The 20,229-nt window shown below is 67.0% G+C and carries 21 protein-coding genes; 14 read left to right on the top strand and 7 right to left on the bottom strand.

Features of this window, described 5'->3' with window-relative positions; all coding sequences use genetic code 11:
- The first annotated feature begins 2 nt into the window (after positions 1-2).
- From lpqS to AWC27_RS22510, 3 genes are all read left to right on the top strand, one after another.
- Positions 3-365 (top strand): putative copper homeostasis (lipo)protein LpqS, encoded by a 363-nt coding sequence (gene lpqS / locus AWC27_RS22520; protein ID WP_085672507.1) that lies wholly within the window; start codon positions 3-5, stop codon positions 363-365.
- An 89-nt stretch (positions 366-454) separates the two neighbouring features.
- Positions 455-1,474, top strand: a complete 1,020-nt coding sequence (locus tag AWC27_RS22515) for a PPE family protein (protein WP_085672506.1) — start codon at positions 455-457, stop codon at positions 1,472-1,474.
- A 758-nt stretch (positions 1,475-2,232) separates the two neighbouring features.
- Positions 2,233-2,535, top strand: a complete 303-nt coding sequence (locus tag AWC27_RS22510; protein WP_211281693.1) for a hypothetical protein — start codon at positions 2,233-2,235, stop codon at positions 2,533-2,535.
- Positions 2,536-2,549: 14 nt separating this feature from the next.
- Here AWC27_RS22510 and AWC27_RS22505 read toward each other — a convergent pair whose 3' ends face one another.
- The gene (locus AWC27_RS22505; RefSeq protein WP_085672505.1) at positions 2,550-2,744 is read right to left on the bottom strand and encodes a hypothetical protein; all 195 of its coding nucleotides are present in this window, start codon (positions 2,742-2,744) and stop codon (positions 2,550-2,552) included.
- Positions 2,745-2,868: 124 nt separating this feature from the next.
- On the opposite strand from AWC27_RS22505, the gene AWC27_RS22500 reads away from it, so the two are divergent.
- A complete protein-coding gene (locus tag AWC27_RS22500) occupies positions 2,869-3,234 on the top strand; it encodes a hypothetical protein (protein WP_139837154.1) in 366 nt (121 codons plus the stop codon).
- 43 nt (positions 3,235-3,277) lie between these two features.
- The gene (locus AWC27_RS22495; protein WP_085672503.1) at positions 3,278-3,823 is read left to right on the top strand and encodes a hypothetical protein; all 546 of its coding nucleotides are present in this window, start codon (positions 3,278-3,280) and stop codon (positions 3,821-3,823) included.
- On the opposite strand, the gene AWC27_RS22490 is transcribed toward AWC27_RS22495, so the two are convergent.
- Genes AWC27_RS22490 through AWC27_RS22480 form a run of 3 tightly spaced genes read right to left on the bottom strand, consistent with a single transcriptional unit; the run spans position 3,816 to position 6,866 of the window.
- Positions 3,816-4,418 carry a hypothetical protein gene (locus AWC27_RS22490; RefSeq protein ID WP_085672502.1) on the bottom strand — a complete coding sequence of 201 codons (603 nt, stop codon included), beginning with the start codon at positions 4,416-4,418 and terminating at the stop codon, positions 3,816-3,818. The two genes, AWC27_RS22495 and AWC27_RS22490, sit on opposite strands and share 8 nt — an antisense overlap.
- A gap of 3 nt (positions 4,419-4,421) precedes the next feature.
- Positions 4,422-5,669 carry a serine hydrolase domain-containing protein gene (locus AWC27_RS22485; protein WP_085672501.1) on the bottom strand — a complete coding sequence of 416 codons (1,248 nt, stop codon included), beginning with the start codon at positions 5,667-5,669 and terminating at the stop codon, positions 4,422-4,424.
- Between the two features lie 9 nt (positions 5,670-5,678).
- On the bottom strand, positions 5,679-6,866 hold the full coding sequence (locus tag AWC27_RS22480) for an acyl-CoA dehydrogenase (protein ID WP_085672522.1): 1,188 nt from the start codon (positions 6,864-6,866) through the stop codon (positions 5,679-5,681).
- A gap of 34 nt (positions 6,867-6,900) precedes the next feature.
- Here AWC27_RS22480 and AWC27_RS22475 point away from each other — a divergent pair, with 34 nt between their 5' ends.
- The 6 genes from AWC27_RS22475 to AWC27_RS22450 are packed head-to-tail and all read left to right on the top strand — an operon-like array spanning position 6,901 to position 12,164.
- Complete coding sequence (locus AWC27_RS22475) at positions 6,901-7,263, top strand: DUF3054 domain-containing protein (RefSeq protein ID WP_085672500.1); 363 nt, start codon at positions 6,901-6,903, stop codon at positions 7,261-7,263.
- A 17-nt stretch (positions 7,264-7,280) separates the two neighbouring features.
- Positions 7,281-8,165: an SAM-dependent methyltransferase gene (locus AWC27_RS22470; protein WP_085672499.1), complete on the top strand. Its 885-nt coding sequence runs from the start codon at positions 7,281-7,283 to the stop codon at positions 8,163-8,165.
- A 21-nt stretch (positions 8,166-8,186) separates the two neighbouring features.
- Positions 8,187-8,660, top strand: coding sequence for a GNAT family N-acetyltransferase (locus AWC27_RS22465; RefSeq protein WP_085672498.1), 474 nt, complete (start codon positions 8,187-8,189; stop codon positions 8,658-8,660).
- Positions 8,657-9,739, top strand: a complete 1,083-nt coding sequence (locus AWC27_RS22460) for an LLM class flavin-dependent oxidoreductase (protein ID WP_085672497.1) — start codon at positions 8,657-8,659, stop codon at positions 9,737-9,739. Before AWC27_RS22465 ends, AWC27_RS22460 begins: the two co-directional genes overlap by 4 nt.
- The gene (locus AWC27_RS22455) at positions 9,736-10,848 is read left to right on the top strand and encodes an LLM class flavin-dependent oxidoreductase (protein WP_085672496.1); all 1,113 of its coding nucleotides are present in this window, start codon (positions 9,736-9,738) and stop codon (positions 10,846-10,848) included. Before AWC27_RS22460 ends, AWC27_RS22455 begins: the two co-directional genes overlap by 4 nt.
- Positions 10,845-12,164 carry an NtaA/DmoA family FMN-dependent monooxygenase gene (locus AWC27_RS22450; protein ID WP_085672495.1) on the top strand — a complete coding sequence of 440 codons (1,320 nt, stop codon included), beginning with the start codon at positions 10,845-10,847 and terminating at the stop codon, positions 12,162-12,164. The genes AWC27_RS22455 and AWC27_RS22450 overlap by 4 nt, the downstream gene beginning before the upstream one ends.
- Here AWC27_RS22450 and AWC27_RS22445 read toward each other — a convergent pair.
- Both AWC27_RS22445 and AWC27_RS22440 read right to left on the bottom strand, forming a co-directional pair.
- Positions 12,161-12,910 (bottom strand): MBL fold metallo-hydrolase, encoded by a 750-nt coding sequence (locus AWC27_RS22445; protein WP_085672494.1) that lies wholly within the window; start codon positions 12,908-12,910, stop codon positions 12,161-12,163. The genes AWC27_RS22450 and AWC27_RS22445 overlap by 4 nt on opposite strands.
- A 17-nt stretch (positions 12,911-12,927) precedes the next feature.
- A complete protein-coding gene (locus tag AWC27_RS22440) occupies positions 12,928-14,634 on the bottom strand; it encodes a PE family protein (protein WP_085672493.1) in 1,707 nt (568 codons plus the stop codon).
- A 113-nt stretch (positions 14,635-14,747) separates the two neighbouring features.
- On the opposite strand from AWC27_RS22440, the gene fgd reads away from it, so the two are divergent.
- From fgd to AWC27_RS22425, 3 genes are read left to right on the top strand one after another with little or no spacing between them, the layout of a single operon-like run.
- A complete protein-coding gene (fgd, locus tag AWC27_RS22435) occupies positions 14,748-15,758 on the top strand; it encodes a glucose-6-phosphate dehydrogenase (coenzyme-F420) (protein WP_085672492.1) in 1,011 nt (336 codons plus the stop codon).
- Positions 15,751-17,850 (top strand): phosphate acetyltransferase, encoded by a 2,100-nt coding sequence (gene pta, locus AWC27_RS22430; RefSeq protein ID WP_085672491.1) that lies wholly within the window; start codon positions 15,751-15,753, stop codon positions 17,848-17,850. Before fgd ends, pta begins: the two co-directional genes overlap by 8 nt.
- A complete protein-coding gene (locus AWC27_RS22425; RefSeq protein WP_083114944.1) occupies positions 17,843-19,033 on the top strand; it encodes an acetate kinase in 1,191 nt (396 codons plus the stop codon). Before pta ends, AWC27_RS22425 begins: the two co-directional genes overlap by 8 nt.
- On the opposite strand, the gene AWC27_RS22420 is transcribed toward AWC27_RS22425, so the two are convergent.
- Positions 19,028-20,227 carry a DUF1501 domain-containing protein gene (locus AWC27_RS22420; protein WP_085672490.1) on the bottom strand — a complete coding sequence of 400 codons (1,200 nt, stop codon included), beginning with the start codon at positions 20,225-20,227 and terminating at the stop codon, positions 19,028-19,030. The genes AWC27_RS22425 and AWC27_RS22420 overlap by 6 nt on opposite strands.
- Positions 20,228-20,229: the final 2 nt, after the last annotated feature.

The raw sequence follows: 20,229 nt of genomic DNA, 5'->3' as shown, positions 1-20,229 counted from the left end.
CGGTGATCGGGTCGCGACGCGCCATTGCTGCTGTCGTGGTGGCGTGGCTGGCGTTCGGCATCGCCGGCGTGCATTGCGCAATCCCGCGCCTCGACCTCCGGCACTCTGATTCTTCGCTGACCGCGGTCGCCGGCGACCAAGGCCATCTCTACGGTCCGGCCAAGCCATGCCCGCCGAACTTCGCGACCTTGCCGTTGCCGCCGCCGGCAACGGCGTGGGTTGTGCTCGGTTTGGTGGCAGTTGCGGGCGTCGCCGTTTTCCTGTTTTTCTGCATCGGTGCCCCGGGTGGCCGCGGCCCGCCGGCCGGCGTCGTCGTCGTGTCCGGTCGCACGCTTCTGACCCGGATCTGCCAAGTCCGTCGCTGAGCGGTCAGCGCCAGGCCGTGCGCGCTGTTGCCCACGGCCGGTGTTCGCTGACCCTTTTCATGCGACGGAATGGCTTGGGAGCAAAGGAAATGGACTTTGGTGCGTTACCGCCGGAGATCAACTCCGGGAAGATGTACGCGGGCCCCGGCGCCGGGTCGATGCTGGTTGCCGCGTCGGCCTGGGAAACGGTTGCCGACGAGCTGTACTCGACGGCGAGCTCTGCCGGCGCGGTCATTACGGCGCTGACCGATGAGCCCTGGCTGGGTGCGGCGTCGGTGGCGATGGTCACTGCGACCGCCCCATACCTGGGATGGCTGACTGCCAGCGCCGCACAGGCGCAGCACACCGCAGCCCAAATGCGCGCGGCTGCCGGCGCATTCGCTACAGCATTCGCGGCCACGGTGCCCCCGCCGGTGATTGAGGCCAACCGGACATTGTTAATGGCTTTGACGGCTACCAATGTGTTGGGTATCAACACGCCCGCGATCGCGACGGTAGAGGCGCACTACAGCGAAATGTGGGCCCAGGATGCGGCGGCCATGTATGGGTATGCCGGCGCCTCGGCGGCCGCGTCGGTCTTGACGGCGTTCACGTCGCCGGTCGACGGGGATGGCTCCCGCTTCTTGGAGGACATCAGCATGTTGAGCTCCCTCGTTTCGCCGGTGAGTTCGGCTGCTTCGACGATGAGTTCGTCGATGTCGGCGATGTCCTCGATGAGTTCGGTGGCCAAGGCATTCGGCTCGTCGGCGACTGCGGTTGAGTCGCTAGGCCGTGAAGCGACCGCGCTCGGCTCGACGGTGACCAACCAGCTCACCGGATTGGCGCTGCCCGCGGCGGAGGTATCGGCAGAAGTAGGCGGGGCGATGTCGCTGGGGCCGTTGTCGGTGCCGCGGAGTTGGGCCGCGTTCACCGGGGCGGTTGGCGCGCCGAGTCCTCTTGCCTCCCGTTTACCGGGTGTCGGCGGCGTTTCCGCGGTTCAGCCGGTCGCTGGGGCCGGCAGCATGCTTGGCGGTCTGCCGATCAGCATGACCGCGCGCGGCGAAGGTCCGGGTACTGCGGCGACTTTCCGGGCCGGGTTTCGTCCCACGGTGCTGCCGCGGTCGCTCTAATCGAGTCGGCCGACGGTTGCGGTGCGCCACGGTTCGCTTCGAGTGTGCGTTCTTGGCTTCGAGTGTGCGTCCTTGGCGGTCGATTCGCGGTTGGGCCGCCGTGTGTGCAAACTCAAAGCCGCAGGTGCACAGTCGAGTCTGCGATTTGTATCGCGGCCGCGGCGGCGGGCCCGGAAGCGGCTCGTCGCGGGCTCGCCAGTGGCCCGTCGCGTATGCGCCGCAGCTCGCCGCTATGCGCCACTACGTAAATAAGGACGCCGCGTATGCGGCTCGCCCACGCCCAGGCCCGCTTCGCGTGTGCGTTCTTGGCTTCGAGTGTGCGTCCTTGGCGGTCGATTCGCGGTTGGGCCGCCGTGTGTGCAAACTCAAAGCCGCAGGTGCACAGTCGAGTCGGCGATTTATATCACGGCCGCGGCGGCGGGCCCGGAAGCGGCTCGTCGCGGCTCGGCTAGCGGGAGCGGACGTCGGCGGCGTTCGGGTGGTCCAGCCAGACGGCAGCCCGAGCATGCTCGGCGGTTTGCCAATCACCATGGCGCCGCGCAGCGAGAGCGCGGTCAACCCGACCAGCAACCGAGCGGGATTCCGTCCCGCGGTAGTTCCGCGTTCGGAGATCAGCGGATAGGGCATGTCTCATCACATCGGTTCCGAAGGCCAGACGAAGGGCCCGGGGCGGATGGACTTTGGCCCCTAGCTCCGGCGCCCCGAGCAGGCCGACAGTGATGCCGAACACCCGTTAGTCGACAAGAGAGGAAACCGACATGAACCGCGAAGTGAGCAAGTTCTTCTGCGGAGCGTTCGCCGGAATCGCCTACGCACACGCGGGCTACGCCATTGCCGCATCTAGCGGGATCATCGACGAGCCAATCTTCCTCGGTAGGAGATGGGGCGTCGGATTCATGTGGACTGAGGCTGTTGTCTATTCCGCGGTGAGCCTGGCCCTGGGGTACGCGGGCTGGCGCGCGGAACCTCGCCTGTTGCGGGAGGTGAGCGGACCCGCGACGAATGGCCAGGTCAACCAGAGTCCGGGCGTGGCGCAGCAACCCCAATCAGTATCGCCTTGATACTGCTCGACCAATTACGTGACGACCGCAGTCGACGGGTCGTTCTCGTATCGCATTGCCTGCTGAACGAGAACACCCGCTATGCGGGCGGAGCTACCCGGCCCGGGGCGGTGGCCGAGGTTGTCGATGAACTCACCGCCGCGGGCCGCGGCATCCATCAGCTCCCCTGCCCGGAGCGGCTGGCTTGGGGCGGCGTGCTCAAACGCCACATCCTGCTGCTTTACGACTCGAAACGCGGGGCCGCTTTACCCGGTGCGTGGCGTTCTGCTGAATGTCTTTGTCTGGTGGACAAAAATCATCTACCGGCGTCTGGCGCGAAAGGTGGCGCGCGACGTGGCGGATTACCAAAAGGTGGGCATCGCAGTCGACGGGATAGTCGGAATCGGTGCGTCGCCGTCGTGCGGGGTCACCACGACCCTCGACCTGCGCGCCTCGCTGGAGTTGGTGGCCGCCTGCCCGCGTGCGGCGCAAACTCGCGACGTCATGAATGAACGGGCCGTATTGGGCTGGCGCAGCTCCGGCGAGGGCCTTTTCATCAAGGCGCTCGACCGAGAGCTGAAGCGCCGCCGATTGATAGTGCCGGCCTTCGAGCATGACCTGGCCGCGGAACTACGCGGGGAACAGCAAGCGGTGTTCGTGAAGGGGGAACGGCGAATGCTGGGCAAGGACTCCTCGAACCTGACGGATCCCAGCGGATAAATTCGCTTCGGCGAGAAACGTGGCGAAGTGAAAGGAGCTTCGGGTGCTCACCCTCGAGTCCGAGGTGGCCGTCGAAGGTTTGACCGGTCGTGAGGTCACCGACTTCATGCTCGATTGCCGAGATGACACATACCAGGCCTGGTGGCCGGGCACGCACCTGGAGTTCCATCTGCTCAAGCACGGTACCGGCGGTGATCATGTCGGCGATCTCGTGCTGATGGACGAGTATGTCGGTTCGCGGCGCGTGCGAATGCTTGGTGAGGTGATTGACGCCGTGCCGGCCGAAAGGATTGCTTGGCAGCTGCGCCGAGGTCGGCTACGCCTGCCCGTCCGGGTGACCTTGGCGCTAAGTACCGCTGGGCAGGAGGTCCGCGTGCGCCACACAGTAACGGTCGGCTGGACTGCGCACGGTCGCTGGCTGGACCCGCTGTGGCGGCTGTACTTCTCCCGCTGCTTCGCCGGAGCCATGGACCGGCATGTACGCACCGAGTTTCTCCTGATGCGCCATCTATTGCATCCGATGGGTACCGCGTTGACGGACGATTCTGCGGCGGTTGGGATACCGACCGCCGCTAACCCCCCTAGCTAGGCCACGCACTTGCGGTCGTGCGGTACTTCGCGTTGAGCGGACTGCAGAAGTCCGACGCGGTACCGGACAACAATACAAAGTAGCCCTCGCCGCGGCGGGTATCGCTGTAAGGCGGATAGCTCCAGCCGCTGTTGCACATCGACGTCTCGGTACCGGCGGACGGTCTACGCCACGCCGACTTCACGCAACTGACCAGAGCGTCAAGGTTGGGGACGGTGCTCTTGGCGATGACCAGCATCGCACCGCCCCATTGCCCGTCGGCGCGACGGTATGCCCGGGCCCCGAAGCCCGCGTTGTTCACCTGGCAGCCCAACGCCCGCTGCAGCGGCAAGAACACCCCCGCAAGGTCGCGATCGGTCACTCCCGCTGCGGCGGTGATGAATTGGGCTGCATCCGAGCCGTCGACCTCTTGGACGTTGGGCGTGCCGAAGCTGAACAGCTGCTGCGGAATCCCCGACGCACCGCCGCCGCCGATCACCGGCCCGGCCCCGGTCGACGTCATCGGCGGCAAGACTGCACCGGGATCGGCACCCGCCGACGGCGAGAATGCCGAAAACCCCAGTAAAGCAACGATAATCAGAAACGCGAAACGCATTGGCTACCTCCCGGGCGGCATGGGCGGGGCGTCGTTCGGCGCGATTTCGGCACCGATCTTGCGGAACAGCATGTCGGCCTGATTTCGGTAGTTGCCTTGGTCGTCAAAGGCCTCGGGCGCAAAGGTAACGGCGACGGCAATCGCGATCCGCTGCGACGGCAGGTACGCCTCCACCGCGGCGTAGCCGCCGAACATCGGATTCTGCAGCAACCAATGACCGGAGATGACAATCCCCAGACCATAGGTGTAGCCATCCGTCTGCTCGAAACAGGTGGGGCAATCCGGCTGGGTGTGTGTCTTGCCGCGCAGATCGGTGGACACCAACTTCTTAAACGACTCCGCCGACAGCAGCTTGCCCGAACCGATACCCGCCGCGGTGGCTTCCAGGTCGTAGATGGTCGTCGTCTGAATCGCCCCGTGGGTAATCGTCCAGGACGGATTCCAATAGGTCGATTCCTCGTAAAACGGCACTCCGGGAGGGATTTTCAAAAACTCGCGGCGCTCGGAGCTGAACGCGTGCAGCGCGGGCACGGGAATGGCCGGCGTATCGGAATTGGTGGTGGCCGTCAGCCCCAGCGGCGCAAGTACCTTATTGTGCAGCAGGGTCGGCATATCCTGACCGGTGGCCTTCTCCAGCGCCAGCCCCAGCAGAATGTAGTTGGTGTGCGCGTAATTCCAGTTCGTCCCCGGCTCGTAGAGCAGCGGCCGCGAGGACACCTGCGCGAGTAGGTCTTGAGTTGTCCACTGCCGGAAGGGGTTTGCGTAGAACAAGCCGTCAAACGCGTCGTTGCCCAAGACATAGTCCGGGTAACCCGAAGTCATCTGGGCGAGTTGGCCCAGGGTGACCCGGTCGGCGTGCGGAAAGTCCGGCAGCCAACGGGACAGCTTGTCGTCCAGGCTCACCTTCTTCTCGTCGACCAGCTTGAGCAGTAGCGTCGACACGTAGGAGATCGCGACCGCGCCATTGCGGAACCGCATGTCGGTCGTCGCCGGTACGCCGGTCATCGAATCGCCGCCGGCCTGGGTGACGATCTCCTTGCCATCCACGGTCACCCGAACGAGAACCGCCCGCAGATGGGCTTGCCCCATAAAGTCCCGCACCACTCGCATGACCCCGTCGGCCTGGCCTGCTGCCTCGTTCGAGGACGGGGGCGGCGCAAGCTGAGCCGAGCCGCAGCCGGCCAGCACAGCCAGGACCGCCAGCACCGGCACAGCGAAAATCGCGCAACAGACTCGACGCAAAACCCGCATGCCTGTGTTCTACCGGAACGCGGCCAGGCCGGTGAAGGCTTGACCGAGAACCAGTTGGTGCATCTCGGGCGTGCCCTCGTAGGTGAGCACCGATTCAAGGTTGACCATGTGCCGGATCACCGGATATTCCAGCGATATACCGTTGCCGCCCAGTATGGTTCGCGCGGTCCGGCAAATCTCGATGGCCTCCCGGGTGTTATTGAGCTTGCCGAAGCTGACCTGGTCGGGCCGCAGGCCAACACTGTCCTTGAGCCGGCCCAGGTGCAGCGACAGCAGCTGACCCTTGTGCAGCTCCACCGCCATGTCGACCAGCTTCGCCTGGGTCAGCTGGAACCCGGCTATCGGCCGGTCGAATTGGGTGCGCTGCTTCGCATAATCCAGCGCCGCCTGCCAGGCCGAGCGCGCCGCGCCCATCGAACCCCAGACGATGCCGTAGCGCGCCTCTGACAGACACGCCAGCGGACCCTTGAGGCCAACCGCGCCAGGCAGCATCGCGTCACCCGGCAGCCGTACATCGTCGAGTACCAACTCGCTGGTGATCGACGCCCGCAGCGACAGCTTGTGGTGGATGGTGTTGGCGGTGAAGCCCGGCGTATCGGTGGGCACCACAAAGCCTCGAACCCCTTCGTCGGTGGCGGCCCAGACCACTGCGACGTCGGCGATCGACCCGTTGGTGATCCACATTTTGCGCCCGTTGAGCACCCAATCCGAACCATCGCGGCGCGCACGGGTTTTCATCGCGGCAGGGTCAGACCCGACGTCCGGTTCGGTCAATCCGAAGCAGCCAAGCAACGCGCCCGCGGCCATGCCAGGCAGCCACTGCTGCTTTTGCTCCTCCGAGCCGTTATTCCAGATCGCGAACATGGCCAGCGACCCCTGCACCGACACCAGCGACCGGATACCGGAGTCGGCGGCTTCCAGTTCCAGACACGCCAGGCCGTAGTGCACGGCCGAGGCGCCGCCACAGCCGTAGCCGTGCAAGTGCATGCCCAGCAGGCCAAGTTCGCCGAACTGTTTGGCCAATTCGCGCGCCACCGGCAGATCGCCATCCTCGAACCAGCTCGCGACGTGCGGGGTGATGTGCTCGGCGCAGAACTTTCGCACGGTGTCGCGCACCGCGATCTCGTCTTCGGAAAGCGACGCGTCCAGCCCCAGCGGGTCGTAGGGGTCGAAGGCGGGCGGGGTATCGGTGCTCATCACCTCATCCTGCCCGGCCCGGTAATCTCGCTGCATGCAACCGCGGCGTGGGCCGGCCTGGCTCGTCATAGACGTGGTGGCCGTCCTGGTGTTCTGCGCGCTCGGGCGCCGCAGCCATGACGAGGGGATCAACGTCACCGGCGTCGCGACCACGGCCTGGCCGTTCCTCAGCGGGACGGTGGTCGGTTGGCTGCTCTCGCGCGCTTGGCAGCGTCCCACGGCCGTGGCGCCCACCGGGCTGATCGTCTGGGTGTGCACGGTGGCGGTCGGCATGTTGTTGCGTAAGGCGAGCTCGGCAGGTGTGGCGGCAAGTTTCATTGTGGTGGCGTCGACGGTCACCGCGGTGCTGCTGCTCGGCTGGCGAGCAGCCGTCGGCCTCACCCAGCGGCGCCGCTGAACGACCAGAACCGACCAATGACCAGAACCGAGGGCGACACCTGGGATCCGGCCACCGGCGTCGGAATGACCGCCACCTTCGGCGCGGCCGCCAGGGCCGTGGCTACCCGCAAGGGGCTGATCGACGACCCCTATGCCGAGCCGTTGGTTCGGGCCGCCGGAGTGGAGTACTTCGCCGGACTTGTCGACAACGTCTTAATGAGCGGCCTGATTTATATCCTCACGGCACACGCCCGGTTCGTGGACGAATTCCTCGCCGACGCGGGGCAGGCCGGCATCCGCCAAGTCGTGATTCTGGCGTCCGGAATGGACACGCGGCCGTATCGGCTGCGGTGGCCGCCTGGGACGACGGTGTACGAGATCGATCAGCCGGCAGTGATCGACTTCAAAACCCAGGTCTTGCGGGCGCTGGGTGCCAAGCTAGGAGCGAACCGCTGCGCGGTCGGTGTCGACCTTCGTCAGGATTGGCTGACGGCGCTGCGGCGGGCCGGTTTTGACGCGGGCCGGCCCACGGTGTGGATCGCGGAGAACCTGCTCGTCGGCTATCTGCCGCCCGACGCGCAGGACCGCCTACTGCACGACGTCACCGCGGCCAGTACCCCCGGCAGCCGGTTAGCCGCCGACCACATGCCCACCTGGACGCCGCTGCAATTGCAGGAAGGCCACGCCTTCGTCGACCGCTGGCGGCAACAGGGTCTTGACGTTGACCTGGCCAGGCTCACCTACGCCGACGAATTCCGCTCGGTCCCGGAATTTCTGGCGGCCCACGGCTGGACGACAACCGAGCGGACCCTCCCCGAGCTGCTCGCCGCCGTGGGCATGACGGGACGCCGGCCGATCAGCGAACATGATCTGGCGATCACCCCCCGCTACGTCACCGCGACCCGGAATGCTTCCGGGTGACCGGCGTTGGACATTGACGTGATGCTCCGCTTCGTACCGGCCACCCTGGACGATCCGCTCACGCAACCGCTGCTGGCCGAGCTGGCCGTCGAATACGCACAGCGCTACGGCATTGCGCGGGAGGCCGTGCTGGCCTGGCTCACCGACAGCCTTCCCAACGAATTCGCCCCGCCCGACGGCGGCATGCTGATCGGGGTCCTGGACGGCCGGTCGGTCACCGGCGGCGCGTTCTGCCGATTCGACGAGGACACCGCCGAGCTGAAGCGGGTCTGGACCGACCGCGAATACCGCCAGCGCGGATACGCCCGAGCGCTGCTGGCCGAGCTGGAGGCCGAGATCGCCGCGCGCGGGTACCGCAAGGTCTACCTGACGACCGGCGACCGCCAGCCCGAGGCCGAAGAGTTGTATCGCGCCGGCGGATACACCCGGTTACCCGGGCCGCTGCCCGCCCTGGGGCCGGTCTTTCCCGTCGCCTTCATGAAGGAACTGTCATGACGGGCCAACTGCATCTCGCGGTCGCACTCGACGGGTACGGCTGGCATCCACAGGCCTGGCGAGCCACCCCGGCGGCCGAGTCAGTGCTCAGCGGTGGCTACTGGGCCGACCTCGCCGGTACCGCCGAACGCGGGCTGCTCGACTTCCTGACGATCGACGACAGCTTCATGCCGCAGCCGGGCCGCCGCGAACGGATCGACCCCAAGCGGCTGGCCGGGCGGGGAGATGCGGTGCTCGTCGCCGCCCGCATCGCGCCGGTCACCCGCCACGTCGGTCTGATCCCGGTCGCCACCGTCACCCACACCGAGCCGTTCCACATCTCGAAATCCATTGCCACCCTTGACTATGCGTCGCACGGCCGGGCGGGCTGGCAGCCGCGGGTCAGTGTGACCACGCACGAGGCGGCGCTGTTCGGCCGCCGCGAGGTGAATCCGGCCGAATTGTTCAGCGAGGCGGTCGATTTCGTCGAGGTGGTGCGCAGGCTCTGGGACAGCTGGGAGGACGACGCGATCATCCGCGACGCGGCCACCGGCCGCTACATCGACCGGACCAAACTGCATTACATCGACTTCACCGGCAAGTACTTCTCGGTCAAGGGCCCATCGATCACGCCGCGACCGCCCCAGGGCCAGCCGGTGGTGGCGGCGCTGGCCCACGTCGGTCCGGCTTATGAGTTCGCGGCGGCCAGTTGTGACATCGTGTTCATCACGCCGACGGCTGATGCCCCGCTTGCCCGCATTCTCCACGAAGTGCGCGGGGTCGGCGAAAGGTTGAAAGTGCTTGCCGACGTGGTGGTTTCATTCCACGGTGAAACGGACTTCCGGTCCGACACGCTGGTGTGGGGCGGCAATGCAACGGAATTGGTGGACATGCTGCTGGAATGGCAGCGGGTGGGCGTTGACGGCGCGCGGCTGCGGCCCGCCGTCAATGCCGCCGACCTTCCGGTGATCGTCGATGAGGTGGTACCAATGCTGCAGCGGGCCGGTCGTTTTCGCGCCGAATACCGGGATGGCCAGACACTGCGCCAGCGGCTCGGCCTGCCGGTGGCGCCCAACAGGTACCGGGTGGTGCCGCAGTGACCCCTCTGTCGATCCTGGACCTGGTGCCGATAAGCGCCGGCGGCGACGCCGCGACCGCACTGCACAACACCATCGAGCTGGCCCAGCACGCCGAACGGTGGGGTTATCACCGCTACTGGATCGCCGAGCACCATTTCGCCGCCGTCGCCAGCGCGTCGCCCGCCGTGCTGATCGGCCAAATCGCGGCCGCTACCAACCGGATTCGGGTGGGCTCGGCCGCCGTCCAGCTGAGCCACACCACGGCCGCCGCAGTGGTGGAGAGCTTCGGGATGCTCGACGCCTTCTACCCCGGACGCATCGATCTCGGCCTGGGGCGGTCCGGGCAGCGGCGCAAACCATCACCCAAGCCAAGACCCCGTGAGTCCAAACCGCCGCGGGTGTGGCACGAGATAGACGGTGTGGTGATTCCGGCGCCGTTCGATCTGCGAAAGTTGCTGGGCCTGGGTCAGGTGCAGGCAATCATGTCGGTTCTGCAGCAGCCCGAAGCGGTTGCGCCCGATTTCGCCGACCAGGTTGACGACATCATCGCCATGCTGGCCGGTACTTATCAGGTCGACGGTTTCGATCTGCATGCCGTGCCCGGTGAAGGGGCCGACCTGACACCGTGGATCTTCGGCAGTACTAGAGGTCCTAGCGCGCACCTGGCCGGAGAACTGGGCCTTCCGTTCGTCGCCAGCTACCACATCACCCCGGCCACCGCGCTGGAAGCCATCGACGCCTACCGCGAATCCTTCGTTGCGTCCCAGGCGCTGCCGCGGCCCTACGTCGTCGTCTCGGCCGACATCGTCGTCGCCGAGGACACCGAAACCGCACGGCATCTCGCGTCCACCTACGGCCACTGGGTGTACTCGATCCGCGCCGGCGGCGGCGCCATACCTTACCCCGACCCGGACCACAGCGAGCCGCTGACCGATGAGCAGCTGGAAGTGGTAAAAGACCGCACCGCAACGCAATTCGTCGGCAATCCCGACGAGGTGGCGCAGCGGCTCGAAGCGCTACAGCGGGTGGCCGGCGCCGACGAACTCGTCATCACCTCGGTCACCCACCGGCAGCAGGACCGGTTGCGCTCACATGAGCTGATCGCACAGCGGTGGGGAATAATCCCTTGAGCCGCAAACGAATCCACCTCGCCGCCCACTTTCCGGGCGTCAACAACACCACCGTGTGGACCGACCCGAGCGCCGGCAGCCAGATCGAATTCGACTCGTTCGTGCACATGGCCCGCACCGCAGAGCGCGGCCTTTTCGATTTCTTCTTCCTGGCCGAGGGCCTGCGGCTGCGTGAACATCGCGGCCTCATCTACGACCTAGATGTGGTGGGCCGGCCCGACACGTTCACCGTGCTGGCCGCGCTGGCCGCGGTCACCGACCGGATCGGGCTGACCGGGACCATCAACACCACCTTCAACGAACCCTTTGAAGTGGCAAGGCAATTCGCGACGCTGGACCATCTGTCCGGCGGCCGGGCCGGCTGGAATATCGTCACCTCGTCGGACGCCTTCACCGGCGCCAACTTCCGCCGCGGCGGCTTTCTCGACCGCGCCGATCGGTATCTGCGGGCCGAGGAATTCGTCACCGCGGCGCAAAGATTCTGGGACAGCTGGGCGCCCGGCGCCGTGCTGGCCGACGCCGATGCAGGCAGCTACGTCGACCCTGACCGCATCCGCAGCGTCGAATACTCGGGTACCCAGTTCCAGGTGCGCGGGTTTGCGACATTGCCGGCCGGGCCGCAGGGTCATCCGGTGTTGTTGCAGGCCGGCGACTCCGACGAAGGCCGTTCCTTCGGCGCCCGGCACGCCGACGCGCTGTTCACCCTGCACGGTTCCGTGGAAGACGGTCAGCGCTACTACGCCGACGTGAAGGGCCGTGCGGTCGCCGCTGGTCGAGATCCCGACCAGCTCAAGGTTTTTCCGGCCGCCACCTTCGTGCTCGGCGACACCGATGACGAGGCCCAGGACCAGGCGCGACACATCCGCTACCAGCAGGTCAGCGGCGCGACCGCGATCGCGATGCTCGAGCAGGTGTGGGGCCGCGAGCTCTCGGACTTCGACCCCGACGGCCCGCTGCCGGATTTCGACCCGGTGGTCGACAGCGACATCACCCAGGGGCGGGTCCGGCACGTCGACCCGATCGCGGTCTCGCGCAAGTGGCGGGACCGCGCGCAGGCCGAAAACCTGTCGATCCGGGAATTGGTAATCGCCGTCACCAGCCGCCAGCAGTTCGTCGGCACCGCCGAGCGCATCGCCGACGAGATGGACCGCTACGTCCAGGCCGATGCCTGCGATGGGTTCATCCTGGTGCCGCACCTCACCCCGCACGGCCTGGACGAGTTCGTCGACCAGGTGGTGCCGCTACTGCAGGAGCGCGGCCTGTACCGCACCGAGTACAAGGGTGAGACGCTGCGCGAGCACCTGCGGGCGGGTTAGCTTGCCAGCCTGATGGCGGCGTCGGTGGCCTCGCGGATGGGGCCACGCCACAGATCGCCGTGGCCGGGGGCGAGGATGTCGGTCTCCAGCAGGGCGAGTGCGGACAGGCTGCGGATGCAGTCTTGCTGGCTGTAGCTGAACACCTCCGGCAATAGCTGCGGACCGCGGTGGCGCAACAGCGGGTGACCGGTGATCAGGGCGTCGCCACTGGCCAGCACGCCGTCGACCAGATACGAGCAGTGCCCGTTGGTGTGGCCCGGACTGAAAACGGCTCGTGGGTGGCCCGGCAACGCGCGAGCTATGTCGGCGGTCAGCGGCTGGGTGGTCGGGATGCCGTCGCGGATCAACCCACCGCTGCGCACCACGTGCGCCGTCCACACCGCCCAGCGGGGCCGCCAGATACGCAGCGCGATATCGACAATCGAGACCTGCTCGAGGTATTCCCGCTTGGCGTGGCCGACCTCGTCGGCGTGGCAGTACACCGGCGTGCCGTGCTCGCTGGCGAACCAGATGGCCGAGCCCAGATGGTCGATGTGGGCGTGGGTGAGCAGGATCGCCCGCACGTCGCCGGGGCCATAGCCAAGCTTGCGCAGCGAGGCCAGCACCTCGTCGCGGTCGCCTGGATAGCCGGCATCGATCAGCATGACACCGGTGTCGTCGGTGACCAGCACCCAGTTCACGGCCGGGCCCCGGGCGAGGTGCACCTTATCGGTGATCTGAACGAGTTCCGTCGATTGATGGGCCATAACCCGATTTAACAGGCTCAGCCAGGGTTGCCTTGATGGCCGTCGGCGGCCATGCCGGGCGTATTGCCGGCCTGGCCGTTAGTTCCGGGCACGCCGACCCCGTTTACCCCGGCGATTCCAGCGGCGCCACCGGTGCCACTAAGCGCTCCGTGGCCGGCGGCACCGCCGCCGCCGACATTGCCTTGATGTCCGAACAGCCCGCCGGCACCGGCGGCACCGCCGTTGCCCCCGTCGCCGCCCACGCCGCCGTCGCCGCCATCGCCGCCGTCGCCGCCCTGCCCGGCGTCACCGACGGTGGTTCCGTTGAAGCCCTTGGCTATGGAGCCGTCGCCGCCGTGACCGCCGCCGCCGCCGTTGGCGCCGGCGCCGCCGTTGGCGCCCAGCCCGCCGTTGCCACCGTCACCGCCGTTGCCGAACAGCAGCCCACCGCGGCCCCCGGCGCCGCCGACGCCGCCGCCACCACCGGCTTGACCGGCTGTACCGGCGCCGCCGTGGCCGCCGGCGCCGCCGTTTCCACCGGTGGCAACCCCTTGCGACTCGGCATAGCCGCCGTTTCCGCCGTCGCCGCCGTTCGCGCCGGCACCGCCCGCGCCACCAGCGCCACCGGCGCCGCCGGTCGCGGCGGATTTGTCTTGGGAGGCCGCTATGCCGCCGTTGCCACCGTGACCGCCCGCGCCACCGGCGCCGCCGTCGCCGCCCTGGCCACCGGCGCCCGCTTGCAGTGGCAGACCAAAGGTCGCTTGCTTGGCGTCGCCGCCGGTTCCGCCGGTGCCGCCCGCGGCACCGACGCCACCGCTACCACCGTCGCCGCCGTCGCCGCCGGTGATGATCGGTTTGCTCGCGTAGCCTGGGCCGCCATTACCGCCTGTCCCGCCGCCGATCCCGGGGCTGGTGCCGTTGCCTCCGGCTTGGCCATTGGTGCCCGCTTGGGTTGCGGGGTCGGTACCGCCGTCGGTTCCCGGGTTCGGACTCGCGAAGCCGGTCTGGTTGAACGCCGGGTTGACGCCCGCGGCACCCGCGAAGCCGTTGCCGCCGGCACCGCCGGCACCCCCGGACCCGTTTACATACGCGTTGCCGCCGGCACCGCCGGCGCCACCGATTCCGCCGGGGGTAGTCGCGGCACCGCCGGCACCGCCGTGTCCGCCATTTCCGGACAGCCACCCGCCGTTACCACCCGCGCCGCCGGCCGCACCGGCTCCGCCGGCCCCGCCGGCGCCGCCGTTGCCGATCAGGCCGGCAGCTCCGCCGTTTCCGCCCGCGTGACCGGCGTCGCCGGCCGCCCCCGCCCCGCCGTTGCCGTACAGCAACCCACCGGCTCCGCCGCTTTGCCCCGGTGACGTCCCATTGGCGCCGTCGCCGATCAGCGGGCGACCCAGCACCGCCTGGGTAGGCGCGTTGATGAGGTTCAAGGCCTGTTGTTCCAGCGTCTGCAAAGGCGAGACGTTGGCGGCCTCAGCGCTGGCGTATGACGCGGCGCCGGTCTGCAACGCCTGCACGAACTGGTCGTGGAAGGCCGCCGCCCGCGCGCTGAGGGCCTGATAAGCCTGGGCGTGCGAGCCGAACAATGCCGCTACAGCCGCCGACACATCGTCGGCGCCCGCAGCCAGCAAGCTCGTCGTGGGGGCCGCCGCGGCGGTAGTGGCCGCGCTGATCGTCGAACCGATATTCGTCAGGTCCGAAGCAGCCGACATCACCATCTCCGGCGCCGCGACGAGAAATGACATACCGCACCTCCAATTTGGGGAGAACTGAAGCGGAGCGTATCCCCGTCCAGGCGAGAACGGTTGAGTTTCACCGCTTTGGTAGGGCATCGAATTAGGGGGAGTAGAAATAACTGGTGGCTGAACTGAAACTCGGATACAAAGCATCTGCCGAACAATTCGCACCCCGTGATCTTGTCGATTTAGCCGTCGCCGCCGAAGAACACGGCATGGACAGCGCAACCGTCAGTGACCATTTCCAGCCGTGGCGGCACAAGGGCGGCCACGCCCCGTTTTCGCTGTCCTGGATGACCGCCGTCGGCGAACGCACCAAGCGGCTGCAGCTGGGTACCTCGGTGCTCACGCCCACCTTCCGCTACAACCCCGCCGTCATCGCCCAGGCCTTCGCGACTATGGGCTGCCTGTACCCGGGTCGCGTCTTCCTCGGCGTGGGCACCGGTGAGGCGCTGAACGAGATCGCCACCGGCTACGAGGGCGATTGGCCGGATTTCAAGGAGCGTTTCGCCCGGCTGCGCGAATCGGTGCGCCTGATGCGCGAGCTATGGCGCGGCAACCGTGTCGATTTCGACGGCGAGTATTACCGGCTCAAGGGGGCCTCGATCTACGACGTGCCAGAAGGTGGTGTGCCCGTCTATATCGCGGCCGGCGGGCCAGCGGTGGCCAAGTACGCCGGGCGCGCCGGCGACGGGTTCATCTGCACCTCGGGTAAGGGTGAGGAGCTCTACACCGACAAATTGATCCCGGCCGTGCGGGAGGGCGCCGCGGCCGCCGAGCGCAATGTCGACGACGTCGACAAGATGATCGAGATCAAGATCTCCTACGACACCGATCCCGACCTCGCGCTGGAGAACACCCGGTTCTGGGCGCCGCTGTCGTTGACCGCCGAGCAGAAGCACAGCATCGACGACCCTATCGAGATGGAGAAGGCCGCCGACGCACTGCCAATCGAGCAGATCGCCAAGCGCTGGATCGTGGCGTCGGATCCCGACGAGGCGGTAGAGAAGGTCGGCCAGTACGTGGACTGGGGTCTCAACCACTTGGTGTTCCACGCGCCCGGTCACGACCAGCAGCGCTTCCTGCAGCTCTTCAAATCCGACCTGGAACCCAGGCTGCGGCGACTTGGCTGAACCGTCCGGCATCTACATCGCCGCACCCGAAGGGGAGACCGGCAAGTCGACGATCGCACTGGGGCTCTTGCACCGGCTGACCGCGATGGTCGCCAAAGTTGGTGTGTTCCGGCCGATTACGCGAGCGTCCAGCGGGTCGCCGCGTTTGTTGGGCGAGGATCGCGATTACATCCTGGAACTGCTGCTGGAGCACACCACCGCGGGCCTGCCCTACGAGGACTGCGTCGGGGTGACCTACCAGCAACTGCACGACGACAGCGACGGCGCGATCGCCGCCATCGTCGACGCCTATCACGCGATGGCCGACAAGTGCGACGCGGTGGTGATCGTCGGCAGCGACTACACCGACATCGCGACGCCCGCGGAGCTCTCGGTCAATGCGCGCATTGCGGCCAACCTCGGTGCGCCCGTTCTGCTGACGGTCCGGGCCAAGGACCGCACGCCGGACCAGATCGTCACCGTGGTGGAGATCTGTCTGGCGGAGTTGGCCGCTCAGCGCGCACACACGGCCGCGGTGGTGGCAAGCCGGTGTGATCCTGCGCAGCTGGAGGTGGTGTGCCAGGCGCTGCAAAGGTTCGGGCCCCGCAGTTATGCGCTGCCCGAAGAACGGCTGCTGGCCGCGCCCACGGTGGCCGAGCTGACGACGGCGGTAGATGGTGAGCAGATCCGCGGGGACGCGGTGCTGGCGCAACGCGAGGTGATGGATGTGATGGTGGCCGGAATGACCGCCGAGCATTGCCTGGAGCGCTTGCGCGACGGCATGGCGGTCATTACTCCCGGCGACCGCTCCGACGTGGTGCTGGCCGTCGCGAGCGCCCATGCGGCCGAAGGCTTTCCGTCGCTATCGTGCCTGGTGCTCAACGGCGGCCTGGAGTTGCATCCGTCTATCGCGGCCCTGGTGTCGGGGCTGCGGTTGAGGTTGCCGATCATCACCACCGCGCTGGGCACCTACCACAGCGCAAGCGCGGCCGCGTCGGCGCGCGGCCGGGTGACGGCCGCATCGCAACGTAAGATCGACACCGCGCTGGAACTGATGGAGCGCTACGTCGACCTCGCAGATCTGTTGGCGCAGTTGATCATTCCCATTCCGGCCGTCACCACGCCGCAGATGTTCACCCATCGGCTGCAGCAGCAGGCGCGGTCGGACCGCAAACGCATCGTCCTTCCCGAAGGCGAGGACGACCGGATCCTCAAATCCGCCGGCCGGCTGCTGCAGCGCAGCGTGGCCGACCTGACCATCCTGGGCGATGAAGCCCAAGTCCGGTTGCGTGCAGCAGAACTCGGTGTCGATCTGGACGAGGCGACGGTCATCGATCCGCGCGCCAGCGACCTTCACGAGCAATTCGCCGAACAGTACGCGGAGCTGCGCAAGGCGAAAGGGGTCACCGTCGAGCATGCCCGCGAAATCATGAACGATGCCACGTATTTCGGCACAATGCTGGTGTACAACGGCATGGTCGACGGCATGGTCTCCGGTGCCGCGCACACCACCGCGCACACCGTACGGCCCGCGCTGGAGATCATCCGAACCGTTCCGGACGTCTCCACGGTGTCCAGCATCTTCCTGATGTGTCTGCCGGATAAGGTGCTGGCCTACGGCGACTGCGCGATCATCCCCAATCCGACACCCGAGCAGCTCGCCGACATCGCGATCTGCTCGGCGCGTACCGCCGCGCAGTTCGGCATCGAGCCCAGGGTGGCCATGCTGTCCTACTCCACCGGCGATTCGGGAACCGGAGCCGATGTCGACAAGGTCAGGGCGGCAACGGAATTGGTGCGTTCACGCGATCCACAGCTGCTGGTCGAGGGGCCCATTCAGTACGACGCCGCGGTGGATCCCTCGGTCGCCGCTACCAAGTTGCGTGGTTCGCCGGTGGCCGGGCGCGCGACGGTGCTGATCTTCCCGGACCTCAACACCGGCAACAACACCTACAAGGCGGTGCAGCGGACCGCCGGTGCGATCGCGATCGGTCCGGTGCTGCAAGGTCTGCGTAAGCCGGTCAACGACCTGTCCCGCGGTGCGCTGGTCGAAGACATCGTCAACACCGTTGCCATCACGGCGATTCAGGCACAGGGTATTTGCCATGGCTGACCGGGTAGTGCTGGTGATCAACTCCGGCTCGTCGTCGCTGAAGTTTCAGCTCGTCGATCCCGCCGGGCCGGCCTTGGCGTCGGGCAGCGTGGAGCGGATCGGTGAGGAGTCGTCATCGATCCCAGACCACGACGCAGCCCTGCATCGCGCGTTCGAGATGCTCTCCGACGACGGGATCGACCTGCGCAACTGCGGCCTGGTGGCAGTCGGTCACCGGGTTGTGCACGGCGGCAAGGATTTTCACCGGCCGACGGTGCTCGACGATGCGGTGATCGGCAAGCTCGAGGAGCTGGCCCCGCTGGCCCCGCTGCACAATCCGCCCGCAGTGTTGGGCATCCGCGTGGCCCGTAAGTTGTTGCCTGACGTGCCGCATATTGCGGTGTTCGATACCGCCTTCTTCCATGATCTGCCTGCCGCGGCGGCGACCTACGCGATCGACCGGGAACTGGCCGCGCAGTGGCAGATTCGCCGCTACGGCTTTCACGGCACGTCGCATCAGTACGTCAGCGCGCAGGCCGCTTCGTTCTTGGGTCGGCCGTTAGCGGCTGTGAATCAGATTGTGTTGCATCTGGGTAACGGTGCGTCGGCGTCGGCGATCGCGGCGGGGCGGCCGGTCGAGACGTCGATGGGCCTCACTCCGCTGGAGGGCTTGGTGATGGGGACCCGTAGCGGTGATGTGGACCCCGGTGTCTTCAGCTATTTGTGGCGCACCGCGAACATGAGGGTGGACGAGATCGAGTCGATGCTCAATCACCGGTCCGGAGTGTTGGGCCTGGCGGGCGAGCGCGATTTTCGGCGGCTGCGTTCGATGATTGAATCAGGCGATGGCGCAGCGCGATTGGCCTACGACGTGTTCATCCACCGGTTACGCAAGTATGTCGGCGCGTATCTGGCGGTGCTGGGCCACACCGATGTGATCAGCTTTACCGCCGGCATCGGCGAGCACGACGCCGCGGTGCGCCGGGATGCTTTGGCTGGGCTGGCCGAACTCGGTATCGAGCTCGACGAGGACCGCAATCTCGGCGCCGGCGCCCGGCGGATCTCCACCGATCGTTCACACATTGCCGTGCTGGTGATTCCGACCAACGAAGAACTGGCTATCGCGCGTGACTGCATGGGAGCGATCGCAAGCGCGGCGAAGCCGGGCGCTGGGGGTCGCGACGGACGAGTCGAAGTCTTATAGAAAGCCCAGGTTGGTCCGGCCATTGCCGACCGACGGTGTCGGGTCGGTTCCGACGGTACGGGTGAGCAGCTCGTGGTAGATGTCGCGAAAGTCGGTGGTGGGCTTGAGGTCTCCCTCGTCGAGGTCGGTGAGGCTGGGCTCCTCGCCGTAGAACCCGCCCTTGACCGGTACCCCGGCGACGAACACCGGGCCGGCGGTGCCGTGATCGGTGCCCTGGGAGGCATTGGCGGCCACCCGGCGCCCGAATTCCGAATATGCCAGCAGGACGACGTTGCGCCCGTAGCGATCGCCGGCCATCTGCTGCAGGAATCCGGAGACGGCTTCGTCGAACGTCTGCAGCAGTCGCTGCTGGGTCTCGCGCTCGTCGGCGTGGGTGTCGAAGCCGCCGAGATGCACCATGTAGACCCGCGTCGGAACACGCGCCTTGATCGCATTGGCTACCATGCTCAGCCGGCTGGCCAGTGCGTTGCTCTCTTCGGTTGCCGCGATCGACGCGAACGTCGCGTCGGTGGCCCGAGCGGCGCGATAGGACTGGCGCACCGCTGACATGGCCGGAGTGTCGTTGGGGTCGTCGGCGCCAAGCGCTTTCATGACGTCGCCGAATATGTCGGATTTATGCTGCTGGCCGCGCGGAACTATAGTGGTGGAAAGAGCTGCGGCCGTGTGCTTTTCGCCGACCGCGAGCAGTGGCAGGACGCTGCCGACATTGACCGCCCGCAACGGGTCGTCGCCGGTAGCGTCGAGCCAGCGGCCGATCCAGCCCGTCGAGACGGCTGTGGCCGGCGACGCCGTCTGCCAGATATCCATCGACCGGAAGTGGCTGTGGTCGGGTTTGGGATAGCTGACCCCGCGCACGATGGCCAGTTGCCGCTGGTCCCACAGTTGAGCCAGGCCACGCATGGCAGGGTTGAGCCCGAGTTGAGCATCCAGGTGCAACACGTTTTCGGATGCATAGGCGAGTTCTGGCCGGGCATCGTGATAAGCGTTGTCCGCGTAGGGAATCAACGTGTTGATCCCGTCATTGCCGCCGTAGAGGGTGACGATCACCAAGATGCCGGCGTTGTCGGCCAGTGGCCGTTCGTGGGCCGCGTGCATCAGATCGTGCCAGCCGACCGCCATGCTTCCGGACAGCAGACCGACCGCGCCCACGCCGGCACCTGTGATCAGGAATCGGCGGCGGTTGAAATCGGGCATGG

Origin of the sequence: Mycobacterium szulgai, assembly GCF_002116635.1 — a bacterium.
Taxonomy (GTDB): Bacteria; Actinomycetota; Actinomycetes; order Mycobacteriales; family Mycobacteriaceae; genus Mycobacterium; species Mycobacterium szulgai.
Note: the sequence above shows the minus strand (reverse complement) of the source record. Positions and strands in the feature narration are given on the sequence as shown.